This is a genomic window from Nitrospirota bacterium (genome assembly GCA_035873375.1).
In the GTDB taxonomy this organism is placed as follows: Bacteria; Nitrospirota; Thermodesulfovibrionia; order Thermodesulfovibrionales; family JdFR-85; genus BMS3Bbin07.
This window is the reverse complement of the sequence record JAYWMQ010000053.1, coordinates 20,910-36,818: the sequence shown is the minus strand read 5'-3', so window position 1 is coordinate 36,818 and position 15,909 is coordinate 20,910. Positions and strand designations below refer to the sequence as shown.

Sequence of the window (15,909 nt, the reverse complement as noted above, 5' to 3'; positions counted from 1 at the left end):
TGCAGTTTCAGAGAAAGGAGGATTAAAAATGGCAAAAGGAAAAGTTTCAAAAGTAATCGATGGAGATACTTTTAAGATCCAAGGTGGAAAATCAGTTCGCCTTTCCAAGGTGAGGGCTCCAGAACTTGGGACAAAAGGAGGAGCTAAGGCAAGAAATGAATTGAGTAACCTGATTGAAGGGAAAACTGTCAGCTATGACGAAAAAGGCACATCTTATCGGCGAATTGTTGCAAATGTAAAAGTCGCTGGCAAATCCGTTAATCAGGTGATGAGGAATAAGGGGTATACTGATAAAGGAAGATAATCAGTGAGGTTTATGAAATGAGGGAAGACACACAGCATACGAAGACCTTCCAAATCTCCAACAACTTGTTGGAGTAAGTGTTGGAGAAACAGATTATGCAGGAACTTGGGAAAGAGGAGTTGGGGGGTGATGGTGAGTAAAGCGGTGCCGGAAGGGTGGAAAGAGATTAGATTAGGACAGTATTTACAGGAAATTAAAGAGAGAAACGGAAGTCATGGGAGGTTACCAGTTCTTAGCGTTACCAATACACAAGGCTTTGTGCTGTCAGAAGAATACTTTGAAAGAAAAGTCTATAGTAAAAATCTGGACAATTACAAAGTTGTTCGTAAAGGACAATTTGCCTACAATCCTTCACGTCTCAACGTCGGGTCTTTAGCACGATTAAAAAATTATGATGCTGGATTGCTCAGTCCCATGTATGTAATCTTTGAAACCCTGTCTGATATAGACGCAGATTTTCTTAGCCATTGGTTAAAAAGCGGACGGGTAAAGAATCTTATTAAAGTTAGTACGCAAGGCACAGTACGTGATTCTGTAAATTATTCTGCACTTGCTGCTTTCCCAATAGCTCTTCCCCCTCTTCTCGATCAGCGCAAAATCGCTGCAATCATTTCATCTGTAGACGATGCGATTGAAAAAACAAAAGCGGTCATTGAGCAAACAAAGGTTGTAAAAAAGGGGCTGATGCAGGAACTCCTCACCAGAGGTATCCCCGGACGGCATAATAAATTTAAAAAGACACCTATCGGAGAGATACCGGAGGAGTGGGAAGTGGTGAAACTTAGAGAGATAGCGAAAGTTCAAACTGGAGTTGCGAAGAACTCTAAAAAGAAAAAAGAGAACCCTATAACGCTTCCTTACTTGCGAGTTGCTAATGTGCAAGATGGATTTGTTGATCTTTCAGAAATTAAGCATATTGTTATTGACAAAAATAAAGCCGAGAGATACCTACTTCAAAAGGGCGATGTGCTTTTTAATGAAGGTGGTGACAATGATAAACTAGGAAGAGGCTGCGTTTGGGAGGCTAAAATTAATCCTTGTGTGCATCAAAATCATGTCTTTGCCGTAAGATGCTCTTCAAGAATATCGCCATATTACTTGGCTATTTTTGCTGCCAGTACGATAGGAAAACAGTTTTTCTTGAATGCAGCAAAACAGACAACTAATTTAGCGTCTATTAACTCTTCCCAACTTAAATTGTTTCCTGTTCCCCTACCGTCACCTGAAGAACAGCATAAGATTATAAGTATCATCAGGAGTATAGATAACAATCTTACTGCAAAACAAGAACTGCTTGATAGTATGCAAAATATAAAAACCGCACTCATGCAGGTTTTGTTGACAGGGGAAGTGAGGGTGAAAGTTTAAAGAAGGAGGATTAAATTATGCCAAGAAAAACACATCATGTAGTGCCTGATTCTGACGGAGGATGGAATATTAAAAAAGGCGGGGCTGACAGAGCTTCTGGTTATTTTGATCGTAAACAGGATGCAATTAACCGCGCAAGAGAAATCAGTAGGAATCAGGTGGGCAGCGAGCTTGTTATTCATAACCTTGACGGTAAGATCTCCCGTTCGGACAGTCGTGGTAACGATCCATGTCCACCAAAGGATAAGAAGTAGATTATAGTGAAAATAGGAAATTTGAGAATTCAATATCCATGAAAGACTTATGTAGATAGGTTATGAGGTAAAGTTTGAAACGAGACCGCTTTTATCAACAAATTATCGAACGTTTTAAAGGGCCAATTGACCCGGATCTATTTGAAGAATGTGTTGCTGACATTTTACGTGCTGATTTCCCGGCGATTGTCCCTGTACGTGGGGGCAGTGATGCAGGCATGGATGGCGCTGTTGCAGACGGCAAAGGTCGACCGTTTCCATTAGTGTGTACCACAAATAAAGATGTAATCGGAAATTTGACCAAAAATCTCAACTCATACTTAAGCAATAGCGGAACTCGTAGAGAGGTTATTCTTGCAACAAATCAGGAATTAACATCTATAAAACGCAGAAATCTTGAAAATCGTGCAGAAGAATTAGGTTTTACTTTAATACAGGTCTATACACGAACTGCTATCGCAGACCGTCTTTATTATAATCAGCATTGGTGTCGCGAACTCCTTAATCTGACAGGGGAACCTTCTCCAATTTCTATTATTCCACGTACTGCAAGACCTTTGCTTGGTGAGACATTGATTGGCAGAGAAGAAGATATGGCCTGGGTTCAACGAAGTAAAGGTGATCGCTTATTAGTTGGTCAGCCAGGTTCTGGCAAGACCTTTCTTCTCCACTTATATGCAAAACAGGGCAGAGGATTTTTTGTTATTAATAAGGATTGCTCTGTAATTGCTCCAGCTATAAGGATGCAAAATCCGGAAGCTCTTATAGTTGATGATGCTCATCTACATACTGATTTCCTTATAGAACTTCGTCAGCTTAGAGAACAAATCGGGGCTTCGTTTGAGATAATTGCCACTTGCTGGCCAGGTGCTCAGGATAAAGTAGCTGAAACACTTAATTTGCCAACTTCTCAAATTTATCGATTAGAATTGCTGACGCGGGACGAAATTGTTAAAGTTATCAAATTCGCTGGAATAAAAGGCCCTATAGAGTTAATTCGTGAAATCGTTAACCAGTCACAAGGGCGACCCGGCCTTGCTGTTACCCTTGTTTATTTATGTGTTAACGGTGATGTAAAAAAGGTGGCTTTAGGAGATGCACTTAGCAGATCCATTCTTGCTACATTTGAGTCACTTGTTGGAGAAAAAGCGAGTATAGTTCTGGCAGCCTTTGCAATTGGAGGAGATTCAGGGATGTCAATGAAAGTTGTAGCGGAGGCTCTGGAGCTACCAATAGGCGATCTTTATATTATAGTTACAGAGCTTGCTTCTGCTGGTGTTATTTACGAGAATAGCAGATTAAATACTCTATCAGTAAAGCCTGTAACATTACGGTTTGCTTTAGTAAGGGATATCTTTTTTAAAGGTCCACCATCCTTAGATTCAGAGCCTTTAATAGAAGAAGCGCCTGATTTAACGGATGTCGCATTAACGTTAGTAGGTGCAATAGCACGAGGTGCCATTATACCTTCTGACCAACTTTTGACGATTCTTGAAAAAGCACGGTCTGATGTGTGGAAGGCATATGCTTGGCTTGGCAGGAATGAGGCAAATATAGTGCTTGAACGTCATCCTGAACTTTTAATGAAGATAGCCCGTGCTGCTCTCCATAGAGCTCCTGAAACTGTGGTACCTTTACTTTTAAAGGCTGCAGTAGGTGATGAAAGACCCTTGCATTCTGCAACAGATCATCCATTGCGTCTTATCAGCGATTGGATCAAAGAAAGCTATCCTGGTTCTGGTGAGGTTATAGAACGCCGAAAAAGTCTCCTGAGAGCAACAAGAGATGCCATTGCAAAGGAAACTGACATAAAGGTCTGTCTCAAAGCCTTATCTTTTGTTTTTTCTTTAAGATATGAAAGTCATACTGTTGATCCAGGCTTCGGTAGAACTGTGACATTCACACACGGTGCTGTTACCTTGGATGAAATAAAAAGCATTGGAAAATTATGGCCAGAAGTTCTGGTCATAATAAAAAAAATAGATAAACCTGATTGGCTTCCTGTAATTGATGTTGTAAATGAGATAGCTTTTCCGGGGCCTCTTATGAATAAACCACAACCGTGCTTTTATGAAACAAGAAAAGAGATCATTTCTCAAATATTAGGTGATCTTGTGTCGTTGCCAGGAGTTGGACTTGGTTTGTTGCATCGAATAAAGGGAATTGCCAAGAGATTAAGTTTAGAACTCAAGATAGAATTGGACAGGGCTTTTGAAATACTCTTTCCTTGGAGAGAAATTGACAACTGGGAAAATGCCCAGGAACGTCAGAGGAAGGCCGTTCTTAAACTTGCTAAAGAATGGGCTAAGGAGTCACTTGACAGAGTTGTTGAAAAAATCGCTTTTTTTGAGGCAGAAGCGAAGGCTACGAGTGTAAAGTATCCACGTTGGAGTCCATTATTATGTTGGGAACTTGCACAAAAAGTTAAATTAAGAGTTCCTTGGGTCAAAGCTATGATAATGGGTGAGATACCAGGAGATCTAATTGAGCCTTTTCTTCGTCAGGCAGCATTAAACGATGAGGTTGGATGGAAGAAAGCCATAGTAGAATGTTTAAGTATCAGAAGTTTGAAGTGGGTTGTAATTCCAATACTTCTTACACTTCCATCACCACCAACATATTTGTTAAATAAGGCCCTTCAAAATCTTGAAGGATTTGCCGCAATGATAGAAACTTTATGTCTGAGAAGAGAAGTTCCTGAGGAAACATTGATTCGGCTATTATGTCATCCCGATCCTTTGATAGCTGGCAATGCAGCAATTGGTGAATGGCAATCATATCCTAAAGGCAGGGTACATGCCAATTTGAAAGATTATTGGAGAAAGGTAATACTCCATTTAAATTATGATGAATACTGGTTGGGAGAAATATTGAAGAATGACCCTGAACTTGCATATGAATGGTGGGAAATCCATATCAAACAAAAACGTATTCCCTATGAAATGTTGAACATTTATCAGTCTGCCATAACTCCTCTTGGTCAGGAGAAACGACAAGAGTTGTTAAAAATGCTCCCCAAAGATACTTGGTGGACAGAAATTGTTGATTATCTGATAGAAGATTCATTAGAACTTTATCGGGTTTTACTCGAAGACAAGAATAAAAAAGACTTCCATCTTTTGCCACTCCGTGGATTCAGGAACGACTTATTAGGTGAAGATGCTTGGGAAGAAGAGGCTTGGATTGCTAAAGCAGAAGCAGCTCTTGATGCTGGCTATGATCCCGAGGACATTGCCGGTGCCATCTTTTCATATGGGTGGTCCTATAGCGGGAATATATCAAATATGTGGAAAAGCTGGATAGAACGTTATGAAAGGCTTTGTTTAAATGAGGATCCAAGAATAAGAAAAATTGGTGAAATCGGCAAGACAAAGGCTATAAAAGAGCTGGAACGTTCTCTGAAAAAAGAAAGAAGGGAAGCAGTTTATGGGTATGCTTAGAACTTGAAACTTAAGAGAAAGTAAGAATTCATGTCTGGAGTACATTTGAGAATAAAAAGACTGGTTTTAATTTCCATAAGGAAAAGCCTATGACATCAACAGATTGGAACGAACTCCACCTCTCCGAAGACCCAGCGATTGAGCTTCTTCAGTCAATCGGATATGCCTTTATACCCTCAGACGAGCTTGATAAAGAACGTGCAAGCCGGAAGGAAGTTGTTTTAGTTAGACGTCTTGAGAAAGTTATCAAGAAACTCAATCCCTGGATTTCTGAAGAGAACCTTAAGAAGGCTGTTCGCGAGATTGCAAATGTTCAGGCTGTAAGCCTTATGGAGGCTAATGAAAAGGTTCATACTGCTTTAGTCCACACCATCTCTCTGGAGCAGGACCTCGGACAGGGCAAAAAGGGACAAAGTGTCCATTTTATTGATTTTGAACATCCTGAGAATAATGAGTTTGTTGTAACACGGCAATTCCGAATTCAGGGCAGTAAAAAACTTATATGTCCAGATATCGTAGTATTTGTAAACGGTATTCCTCTTGTGATTATTGAATGCAAGAGTCCTACAATACAAAATCCTATTGAAGAAGCCATTACTCAACTCCTCCGTTATCAGGAAATTGGTGAGAAGTTTAAAGGACTGGGAGCCCCACACCTTTTTGAGCCTGCACAGATTCTTATTGCAACATGCGGACAGGTGTCCATGTTTGCTACTGTGGGGACTATCCACAGGCATTACGCAGAGTGGAAGGTCCCGTTTCCCGTGACCCTTGATGACCTGCAAAAAAGGCTTGGAAGAATTCCCTCACCCCAGGATGTTCTGCTTTATGGGATGCTTTATCCCGACAATCTCCTTGATATTGTGAGGAACTTCATTGTATTTGAGGTTGCAGGAGGCAGTACGGTTAAGAAACTTGCACGATATCAACAGTTTATCGCTGCAAACAGGGCTATAGAGAGGATTCTTTCCGCAAAGAGCCCTGCAAGGCGTGGTGGCATAATCTGGCATACTCAGGGTTCAGGTAAATCCCTGACCATGCTCTGGCTAACTGTCAAACTCAGGCGTATAGCAAGGCTTGAAAACCCTGTAATTGTGATTGTTACTGACCGAGTTGACCTTGATAGACAGATAAGCGGTACATTTGAAAGGTGTGGGTTCCCAAATCCTGAGAGGGCTAAAAGCGTGACAGACCTTCGTAAGCTGCTCACATCAGGACAGGGGAAGACCATCATGACCACTATTCAGAAGTTTCAGGAGGCTACGGGTAAGCTTCATCCAGTACTTACCGAAGAGAGGAACCTGTTTGTCATGGTTGATGAGGCACATCGAACGCAATATAAAAGTCTTGCGGCAAACTTGCGCAGGGCAATGCCCAATGCCTGTTTTTTAGGGTTCACAGGAACACCCATTGATAAAAAAGACAGGAGCACCATCCAGACCTTTGGTCCCTACATCCATACCTACACGATTGAACAGTCTGTTAAGGACAGGGCAACAGTCCCGATATATTATGAGAGCCGTCTCCCGAATCTCAGGGTTGAGGGTGAAACCCTTGATACCATCTTTGAAAGGGTATTTAAAGATTACACAGATAAGGAAAGGGAAGAGATCAAGAAGAAATACGCAACTCATGAGGCTATTGCCGGGGCTCTCAGGAGAATCGAACGGATATGTCTGGACATTATAGAGCATTTTGAGAAATACATCTATCCAAATGGTTTTAAGGCACAGGTTGTTGCTGTAAACAGAGACACGGCAGTTACCTACAAGGAAACCCTTGACAGACTTGGGGCTCCCGAATCTGTTCTTATAATGTCTGCAAATCACAATGACCCTGAGCGTCTGGCAAAATACCATCTCAGCAGGGAAAAACAGCAGGAACTTATTGAGAGATTTAAGGACAGGAATGATTCCCTTGCCATACTCATTGTGTGCGATATGTTGATTACAGGTTTTGACGCCCCTGTTGAGCAGGTCATGTATCTGGACAGCCCGTTTAAAGAACATACCTTACTTCAGGCTATAGCGAGGGTAAACCGGACTGCTGAAGGCAAGGATTACGGGCTGGTGGTGGATTATTGGGGGATATCACGGTTTTTACAGGATGCCTTAGGCATATTCCATCCAGAGGATATCAAAGGTGTAATGCGTCCGAAATCTGATGAACTGCCCCGGCTTGAGAGCCGCCACAGGGCAGCCCTGCGTTTTTTTGACAGGATTGACAGGGGAGACCTGGAGGCATGTCTAAAGGTGCTTGAGCCGGAGGATGTAAGGGCTGAGTTTGATATTTCCTTCAGGAGATTTACACAGAGCATGGATATGCTTCTACCTGACCCTTCAGCCCTTCCGTACATAAAAGACCTCAAGTGGCTGGGTAATGTTCGTAATGCTGCCCGTACCCGCTATCGTGACCCGAGGCTTGACCTCTCAGGATGCAGAGAAAAGGTACGCAAAATCATTGAGGAACATATTCAGGTCTCTGGTATAGACCGGCTCCTTGAGCCTGTCTCAATATTCTCGGAGAGGTTTGATGAAGAGGTATCCAGGCTTTCGTCAACAGAGGCACAGGCGAGCGAGATGGAACATGCCATAAGACACGAGATTTCTGTAAGATTAGAAGAAGACCCTGTGTTTTACCAGTCCCTGAAGGAACGTGTTGAAAAGATAATCGAGGAAAAAAGAGAGGAGAGGATAGATGCTGCACGGCAGCTCAAGCTCCTGCAGACAATAAAGGACGAAATAATAAATGTCCATAGGGTTGCTGAGACAATGGGAATGTCAGAGGCAGAGCTTGCTTTCTACAACCTTCTATCTAAAGAAGAGAACGATATCGGTATTTTGAGGTCTGATGAAGAACATGCTTCCTATGGGGAAGACAAAGAACCTAAAAAAGAACTGGCAGGGTTAATCCTGGAATCCCTTGAAAAGCTTGCAGTAATAGACTGGATACATAAAGAGGATGTTCAGCGCCAAATGCGGAGACAGATCAAGAGGCATCTGAGGGCGGCAGGCTATAAACCGGATGAAATAGAGCCTCTGACAACTGGGTTGATGGAACTGGCAAGGGTGAGACTTGGAAGATGAATAAAGTAATTTTTGGCCGGAAAACGATTAGATTTTCAGTAATCCGCAGTGCCCGACGCAAGAAGACGATTGCCCTCTCCATAGAACCTGACGGAAAAGTCTTTGTCAGGGCACCAGTTAACACATCCTGTTCGAGACTTACACACGTAGTTAAATCAAAAGCAGAATGGATCATTACAAAACTGGGGTCTCTAAATGATGTTTCGCAACAACTAAAAAAAGAATTTGTAAGTGGCGAATCATTTTATTATCTCGGGTGTCACATGAGACTCAAGATACTGAAAGACAGAGATGTAAAGAAAACCGTTGTGCGGATGTATCGGGGCCGTCTTGAGGTCATAATGAATCCGGTAGGTAAAAACGGGAAAGTTCCTGAAGAGATCAGGGATGCAATAACTGAATGGTATAAGATACAGGCAGCAAGACGCATTCCCGAACGTGTTGAAATACACGCTAACAAAATGGGCCTGAAAGTACCTGGTGTGTTTATTAGAGACCAGAAGAAAATCTGGGGTAGCTGCAGTACAAAAGGGGTTTTAAGGTTTAACTGGAGAATTATAATGGCACTCATGAGCCTTGTTGACTATGTGGTAGTCCATGAGCTTTGCCATCTCAAATACAGGAATCACTCGAAATCGTTCTGGAGATACGTTGGCATGATAATGCCTGACTATGAAAGACGCAGGGAAATACTAAGAAAAAAGGGAGAATTATATCAATTTTAGAACTACTGCCGCGTAGGATCAAAAATTATCCGCTGCCTTTCTCTCCATCCCCTTGAATCCATAGCATTCGAAGATGCTGTAATCCCTCAATACCCTTGTCTCCTCTCTTACGGTATATAGCCTCTTGTCGCATCTTTCAAAGGCGCGGCCTATCCTTTTGGGCAGGGGGTTGTCTCCCGTCATTACAAATATGGCATTGTATCCCTTCAGGTCGTAAAACCCGGGCCAGAGATCGTACTGGTTCATCCTCCTGCCGAGGTTTACATTGTATGTTACAGGGTTTCCCCGCACATAGAAGGCGAGCTCCGAGGTAACCTGGTATCTGTCGGAAAATATAAAGTATGGGGCTTTCATCTCGTCAGCGATTTTGCCGACCTCTTTTCCCAGTTCGTTCCAGCCCCTGAGCCTTGCCGTCGGGTCCATCTTGAGGGGAAGGCTAATGGCCGAAGGGTAATGGGCTACTGCAGTAATGGCGATGGATATCAAGGCTCCGGCTACAAGTAAGGCCCTGACGGATTTCCTGAATCCATGCCAGTATCTTACTGTATAGATGCTAAGGGAGATAAACCCTGCAATGTATGCCGGAAGTGCCCAGTTTGCCTGCACCTTGCCCTGCAGGCTTTTCAGAGAGAAAAAGAGGAGAATCGGGATGGAAAACCAGAAGAGAAGGCTTCCGTCTGAATTCTTCTTTCTGAGGACAAATAGGCTGATAAGTATAAATACGAAGAAAACAGGGGAAACCACTCCTAATTGAGAGCCGATGAATTCAAGGAAACGTCCTGTGGTTAGCTTGAAGCCGTCAGCAAGGTGGGCCTGACCGGCTGTATGCAGAAAAGTGACCCAGTTGTGTTGTGAATTCCAGATCAGTACAGGGACAAAACATAAAATGCTTATGAGAAACGACAGCCATGGCCCTGGATGCGCAAGGAGTCCCCTCCTCTTCCTGTCCGTGATGAGATAGAGAAAGGCCGAAAGATAGAAAAATGACATTGTATATTTTACCAGCAGGCCTATGCCGACAGTCAGCCCTGCCAGGGCCCAGTACAGGAGCCTTGTCTTTCCTGTTTCGGGCCAGTCTTTCTGTGCAAGATAGAAGAGGTATAGGGAGATGGTCCAGAAGAATATAAAGGGTGAATCAATGGTCATCACTATCCCGTATGTTGAAAACAGGGGAACTATCTGTATCAGCAGTGCTGAGAGGAGCCCTGCAACCTCCGGCATGTCTGAGCCTTCAGGTGCTTCCCTCTTCATCATATCCCTGCCCATCTGATAAAGCACCAGGCTGCTGAAAAGACTGAAGAAGACCGCCGGGAGCCTTATCCCTATCTCCGTATTTCCCAGGAATGTCTTTCCTATGGCAATAATGTAGGCTATTGCAGGCCCCTTGGAGTAATAGCTCAGATCGAGCCTTCGTGACCAGTCCCAGTACTGTGCCTCGTCAGGGCTGAGGTCAAGTGGACCCACGAAGATATAGTAAATCCGGAACAGGCTCATCACCAGTAGCACAACGCCGAGCACAGTCGGATAAGGGGCGATTTTATAGTATTTCTCTGTTTTTACAAAGACGAGGATTATAAACAGGCCTGTCAGGATGCCTATAGCCATGCCTGCAAGCACATCCGATGGATAGTGCACACCTATGTATACCCTTGAAAATGCAATGGTGGAGGCCACAACAACAAGGTATCCACTCAGGATAGTGATAAGGGAGGAGGCAGATGAAGATAATGAGGCCCTTCCTGAACGCAGCGTTGATAACATGTAGATCAGTACCGTGGCGACAGAGGCTGTATTGGCGGCATGGGCTGAGGGCATTGAAAAGGACTTTCCCCTGCCAGCCAGCACCATGATATCCGTCAGGTTTACAAAGGGTCGGGGACGCTCAAAGTAATGCTTCAGGATGTTTGAAAGCCCGTCCGAGAGTGCAAGGGCTGAAAGGCCGAGGATTATCGCAAGTAGGGCCTTCTTTCTGTCCTGCCAGAAGATAAAAAAAACAACAGGGAGTAACAGAGCTAAAGCCCTGTCAGTGATGAACGGCATAAATGTGTCAAAGAGTGGATTTGAGAGGGACCTGTTGATAAAAAAGAATAACTTATGGTCGAGGAGATTCTCTATGCCGCTCATCGGGTATTTCTCTTATTTATTTCCGGAATAATTATATGTCCTGAGGGGTTTATTTATAAAGTCGGCTTTCTCTTGCAGGGGAAAGGCCTCTGATTAACATCAAGTCTAACATTTGTTGACCGGGTTAGACAAGGATTCCGGATTCCGCACCCCGGAGTTCGTATATAAACCTCTGTGTTGATTCAGCTACTTGCAGGATGGCACCTTAAATAAAGTGGCCCCCATCTCGGAGGGAAGAGATGGGGGCCGGGGGTTTGACCCAATCTCGAGGGGGCGGAGAAAGGGTCTGGTAGGTATGTTTACCATTATATAAAAATCCGGAAGAAAAAGCAATGGTTTTTTTTAAAAAAAATTAAAAAAACTTCAAAGATTCCTCAAAATCTTGATGCAAACAGGACAGAATTCCTTTGATTTTCTGTCGGTTTCTTCGATAGAGTTGGAAAAATGCATTACACATCGCGGGTCGGGGCAGTGCTTGAGACTGTAGAGATGGCCCATTTCATGGATTGCCTCTTTTAGTGTCCTTTGCAGCAGCAGCCCTTGATCAGCCCCCCTGCCGTAGAACTCCTCTTTCAGCCTTGTAATCGATACTACGGCAACCCCCTCTGCGGGGTCTGCCTCGCCAAAGACAAAATTGAGGCTTGGTACAAAAAGGTCGAAATCTATTATTCCCAGAACCATTCCATTATAGCACCTGTTCGCAATAGCCTCGATTAAACCTGTTGAGTAGATCTGGCCCCTGTCCCTGTTTAATACCTCAACAGGGGGGGGCATCTCGTCTGCTATAATGGTTTCCTTGCCAAAGACTTCCCCGAGCTCCTCCTTGACCTCACTCAGGAGCCACCACTGTATCTTGGCTACAGGGAGTATAAATAGCCTTTCTGCTTCCTGAAACCACATGGATTAACAGAACACAGGTATGGTTGTTTCAGGCAGGAGCCCTTTCTTTCGGGCCTTGACAATGAGGGTCTCAACCGCCTTTTGACCTTCTTCCCCGACATCTGTACTGAACTCATTGACGTAGAGTTCAATGTGTTGCCTTATTACCCTGTCGGACATCTCCTGTGCATGCAGCCTGATGTATTTCACCGGCTCCTCCGGATGAGACCTGGAGTATTTTATTCCCTCTGAAATGAGGCGTTCAATCCTTCCTGTCATCTCCTTGCCGAGACTCCTCCTGGCAACAATCCCTCCAAGGGGGATGGGCAGACCTGTTCCCTCCTCCCACCACTTCCCTAAATCCATTACCTCTGTCAATCCATACATGGGATAGGTAAACCGTCCCTCATGGATTATGAGCCCGGCATCGGCTTCTCCGGTCTTGACACTCTCCATAATGCGATGAAAAGGCATGGGTATCGCGTGACCTTCAAATTCAGGGTCGTAGAGGCAGAGCAGCAGGAAGGCGGTTGTCAGTCTTCCCGGTATGGCTATCCTTTTGCCCTTAAGCTCCTCTATCCCTATCTTTTCCCGGGCAACCACGAGGGGACCACATCCCTTCCCAAGGGCACCCCCTGAACGCAGGAGACAATAGTCTTTAAGCAGATGGCCAAGCGCATGGCAGGAGACCTTTGTTACGTCAAGCTCTCCCCTCAGGGCCATCTGGTTGAGTTCCTCCACATCCCCGAGCCTCTCCCTGAAGACAATCTCTCCTGTATCTATCTTCCCGTGGACTATGGGGTGGAAGATAAACGTATCATTGGGGCATGTCGAAAAACCGAGCGACACCTCCTGACTCATCAGAACTTTACCTTGGGTGTCTCCTTCTGGGCAGTGGGAACCTCATAATACTGTGCCTCGCCCACTCCTGCCAGAGAGGCAAAGAACCTTCCAAATACAGTCCGCCTGTATGTATTAAGGGCACGGACAGCGTCATTGTAACGTTTCCTCTCAACAGCAATCCTGTTCTCCGTTCCTTCAAGACTGTCCTGCAACTTAAGGAAGGACTCATTGGCCTTCAGTTGCGGATAGCTCTCTTTGAGAAGGAGTAACCTTGAAAGTGCACCTTCAAGCCCGCGGGAGGCCTGAATCTTCTGTCCAACGGTCTTGGCCTGAAAATACTTGGTTCTCGCCTCTGCTATATTCTCGAAGAGCTCCTTTTCGTGTTTTGCATATCCCTTCACTGTCTCAATGAGATTGGGGATCAGGTCATACCGCCTCTTGAGCTGATTTTCAACCTGGGCCCACTGTGCCGTGACCTGTTCATCCATGGTAATCACCCTGTTGTACTGTGCAATCCCCCAACCAACAACAGCTGATGCAGAGAGCAGAAAGATTGTAAGTACTATCAGAAATATCTTTAATCCCTTATTCATCTACAACCTCCTGTAAATAGTAAATCTTCAATAGTATATAGTAAATAATCAATCGTCAATCGCCAATCGTCAATCGCTACCATCCCCCCGAGGCCCCGCCACCGCCAAAGCCGCCGCCACCGCCGCCGCCAAAACCCCCTCCGCCTGACCATCCCCCTCTGCGGCCACCACCTGAAAAAAGAAGGAGGAGCAGAAAGAGCCTGGGGTTTTTTATAAAGAGTATGACGGCAAAGATAAGAAAGACGGCAGTCAGTATTATACCGGGCAGACCCATCTTCTTGCCGGCCCTGTTACCTGAAACCCTGACCGTGGGCATTCCTGTTATCGTAACGCCCTTGCTGCCTGCGATCTCCTGGGCCACTGCAACAACAGCGGCATATATGCCTGTAGAATAATCCCCTTTTCTGAAATACGGGACTAAGTATTGCCTGCCGATGGAGCCCACAAGGCTGTCCGGCAGTATGCCCTCGAGTCCGTATCCGATCTCAAAGCGGTATTTCCTGTCCTTGGATGCAACGGTGAAGAGGACACCGTTGTCCTTGTCCTTCTGTCCGAGTTTCCATTTTTCCGCTATCCTGAGGGAAAAGCCGTCAATGCTCTCTCCGTCAAGGCTCTGGACAGTCAGTACAATCATCTGGGCTGTAGTCTTCTGCTCGAGCTCCCTGAGATAGTTATCCATCTTTCTCTCCACGTCATCCCTGATAATGCCTGCAAGGTCAACCACATAGTTTCGTGGCGTTGCCGGAGGTTTTGGCGTGGATGCCCAGGAGACTGAGGTCAGACAGAGCAGCGTGATGAGGGACAGGACTATGCTTCTACGTATGGAGGTCATTGATAATCTTGCCTATCCTCTCTGTGCCAGCGTAGTATTCTTCAAAGAAGGCAGTCAGTTCATCCATGGAGAGGGTGAGTTCGTTCCTTTTAAGCAGCAGCATCTTTTCAAATATGCCTGTTTCAATGGATGTCATTTCCTGAAGTGTAACCACCACATCATGACTCCTGACAGGAGGCTCCTTGCCGAGCAGATGAATAATCGCCCTGAAGAGGGGGATGTACCCTGTAATTGACTCTGAAAGTTTCTCTCTGAGGAGCGTTTTGTCTCCAAGAGAGGAGATATACCCCTGTCTCAGCCAGATGAGTTTTGTCTTTATCTCCCTTTCGCACTGAAGCCTGATGTCCTTGTCTTCAATCTCCAGTCCTGCCAGTATGTCGTCACCAAAGACCGTGTGGTGTATCAGTTTGAAGTTGAAAAACTCTATGGGAAAGACATCAAGGGATGTTTTTATATATTCCGGGGTCATAATCAATGGCGCTGCTACACCTTTTTTCCTGTATTTCTTGCCCAATGGCGCCAGGAATTTGACAAACCCGAGATTCATCTCTTTAAGAACAACCACTGAATTGATATCAGAGGTCTTTTTGTTGAAATCAGGGGTGAGGGCACTGCCGACAATATGAAAAGAGTGCAGATTGTTGGAGTCTCCCTTCATGATATCCTCTACAAAAGGGGTTATCCTGTCTGAAACTTCAGGGATGATGCCTTTAAGGTTTAGATTTTCCATCTGTAAATTATAGCATTTTTTACCATAGTTATTAAAACAAGATGCACCCTGTACCCGGATATCGGGCCTCCAGGCGTTCTATGGCTCATATGCAGACTTGTCACCTATATCAAAGTGCATGGGCATCGGGACCTTTCTTATTGTAAAGAGCACCATAAGTCCGGCTATCAGAATAAGCCCGAAAGCAGCCCCCCGGGGGCTCATGACTCTTACAGAGAGGAGCAGGATATATATCGGCATGATGATGGCCAGGAGGTAGCCCTCGTTCAGCCTGAAGCAGAATGCTTCTTTTGCCGTAATAAAACCAAGACATCCGGAAAGGGGTAGCAGGAATAGGGGGCCGTAGCCGGTGCCGAAGATCACGGAACCTATATCGCCATTGCCTGCAACGAGGGGGATAAGCAGAGCAGCAAGCGAGACGTAATACAGTCTCTTAAGGAATTTCCTGAACTTTGCAATGTAAAGGTGGATGAAAAAGACGCTCATGCCAACTGCAAGATAGAGTGCGAGTATGTAGAAAGTGACACCATATCCCCGCAGGGATGAACCCGGCTTCTGCCAGTCCCCGCCTGCATAGTCCCTGATGAAGAGAAAGGCTCCAAGGACAAGGAGTATTGCAGACAGGACTATGCCTGTCCTGTAAAGTATTACAGACCTCCTGTCCTTGCTGCTGAGTGGCTGAAAAACTGTTTTTTCTCCCATATATCCCTACCTGCAGGTGATACTCACCC

The 15,909-nt window shown here is 44.9% G+C and carries 13 protein-coding genes; 6 read left to right on the top strand and 7 right to left on the bottom strand.

Annotated elements, in window-relative coordinates; genetic code table 11:
- Positions 1-28: 28 nt before the first annotated feature.
- From VST71_11490 to VST71_11465, 6 genes are all read left to right on the top strand, one after another.
- A complete protein-coding gene (locus tag VST71_11490) occupies positions 29-304 on the top strand; it encodes a thermonuclease family protein (GenBank protein MEC4686342.1) in 276 nt (91 codons plus the stop codon).
- A 129-nt stretch (positions 305-433) separates the two neighbouring features.
- On the top strand, positions 434-1,672 hold the full coding sequence (locus VST71_11485; protein ID MEC4686341.1) for a restriction endonuclease subunit S: 1,239 nt from the start codon (positions 434-436) through the stop codon (positions 1,670-1,672).
- Between the two features lie 17 nt (positions 1,673-1,689).
- A complete protein-coding gene (locus VST71_11480; GenBank protein ID MEC4686340.1) occupies positions 1,690-1,926 on the top strand; it encodes a DUF2188 domain-containing protein in 237 nt (78 codons plus the stop codon).
- 74 nt (positions 1,927-2,000) lie between these two features.
- A complete protein-coding gene (locus tag VST71_11475) occupies positions 2,001-5,366 on the top strand; it encodes a hypothetical protein (protein MEC4686339.1) in 3,366 nt (1,121 codons plus the stop codon).
- Positions 5,367-5,455: 89 nt separating this feature from the next.
- Positions 5,456-8,452 (top strand): type I restriction endonuclease subunit R, encoded by a 2,997-nt coding sequence (locus tag VST71_11470; protein MEC4686338.1) that lies wholly within the window; start codon positions 5,456-5,458, stop codon positions 8,450-8,452.
- Complete coding sequence (locus tag VST71_11465) at positions 8,449-9,177, top strand: SprT family zinc-dependent metalloprotease (protein MEC4686337.1); 729 nt, start codon at positions 8,449-8,451, stop codon at positions 9,175-9,177. Before VST71_11470 ends, VST71_11465 begins: the two co-directional genes overlap by 4 nt.
- A gap of 18 nt (positions 9,178-9,195) precedes the next feature.
- Here VST71_11465 and VST71_11460 read toward each other — a convergent pair whose 3' ends face one another.
- The 7 genes from VST71_11460 to VST71_11430 form a co-directional block, all read right to left on the bottom strand.
- Positions 9,196-11,301: a glycosyltransferase family 39 protein gene (locus tag VST71_11460; GenBank protein ID MEC4686336.1), complete on the bottom strand. Its 2,106-nt coding sequence runs from the start codon at positions 11,299-11,301 to the stop codon at positions 9,196-9,198.
- Positions 11,302-11,664: 363 nt separating this feature from the next.
- Complete coding sequence (locus tag VST71_11455) at positions 11,665-12,201, bottom strand: archaemetzincin family Zn-dependent metalloprotease (GenBank protein MEC4686335.1); 537 nt, start codon at positions 12,199-12,201, stop codon at positions 11,665-11,667.
- Between the two features lie 3 nt (positions 12,202-12,204).
- Positions 12,205-13,041, bottom strand: coding sequence for a 1,4-dihydroxy-6-naphthoate synthase (locus VST71_11450; GenBank protein MEC4686334.1), 837 nt, complete (start codon positions 13,039-13,041; stop codon positions 12,205-12,207).
- Positions 13,041-13,616, bottom strand: coding sequence for a LemA family protein (locus VST71_11445; protein ID MEC4686333.1), 576 nt, complete (start codon positions 13,614-13,616; stop codon positions 13,041-13,043). Before VST71_11445 ends, VST71_11450 begins: the two co-directional genes overlap by 1 nt.
- A gap of 76 nt (positions 13,617-13,692) precedes the next feature.
- The gene (locus VST71_11440) at positions 13,693-14,448 is read right to left on the bottom strand and encodes a TPM domain-containing protein (protein ID MEC4686332.1); all 756 of its coding nucleotides are present in this window, start codon (positions 14,446-14,448) and stop codon (positions 13,693-13,695) included.
- Positions 14,432-15,178 (bottom strand): hypothetical protein, encoded by a 747-nt coding sequence (locus VST71_11435; GenBank protein ID MEC4686331.1) that lies wholly within the window; start codon positions 15,176-15,178, stop codon positions 14,432-14,434. Before VST71_11435 ends, VST71_11440 begins: the two co-directional genes overlap by 17 nt.
- Before the next feature lie 78 nt (positions 15,179-15,256).
- Complete coding sequence (locus VST71_11430) at positions 15,257-15,880, bottom strand: DUF2301 domain-containing membrane protein (protein MEC4686330.1); 624 nt, start codon at positions 15,878-15,880, stop codon at positions 15,257-15,259.
- Positions 15,881-15,909 lie beyond the last annotated feature (29 nt).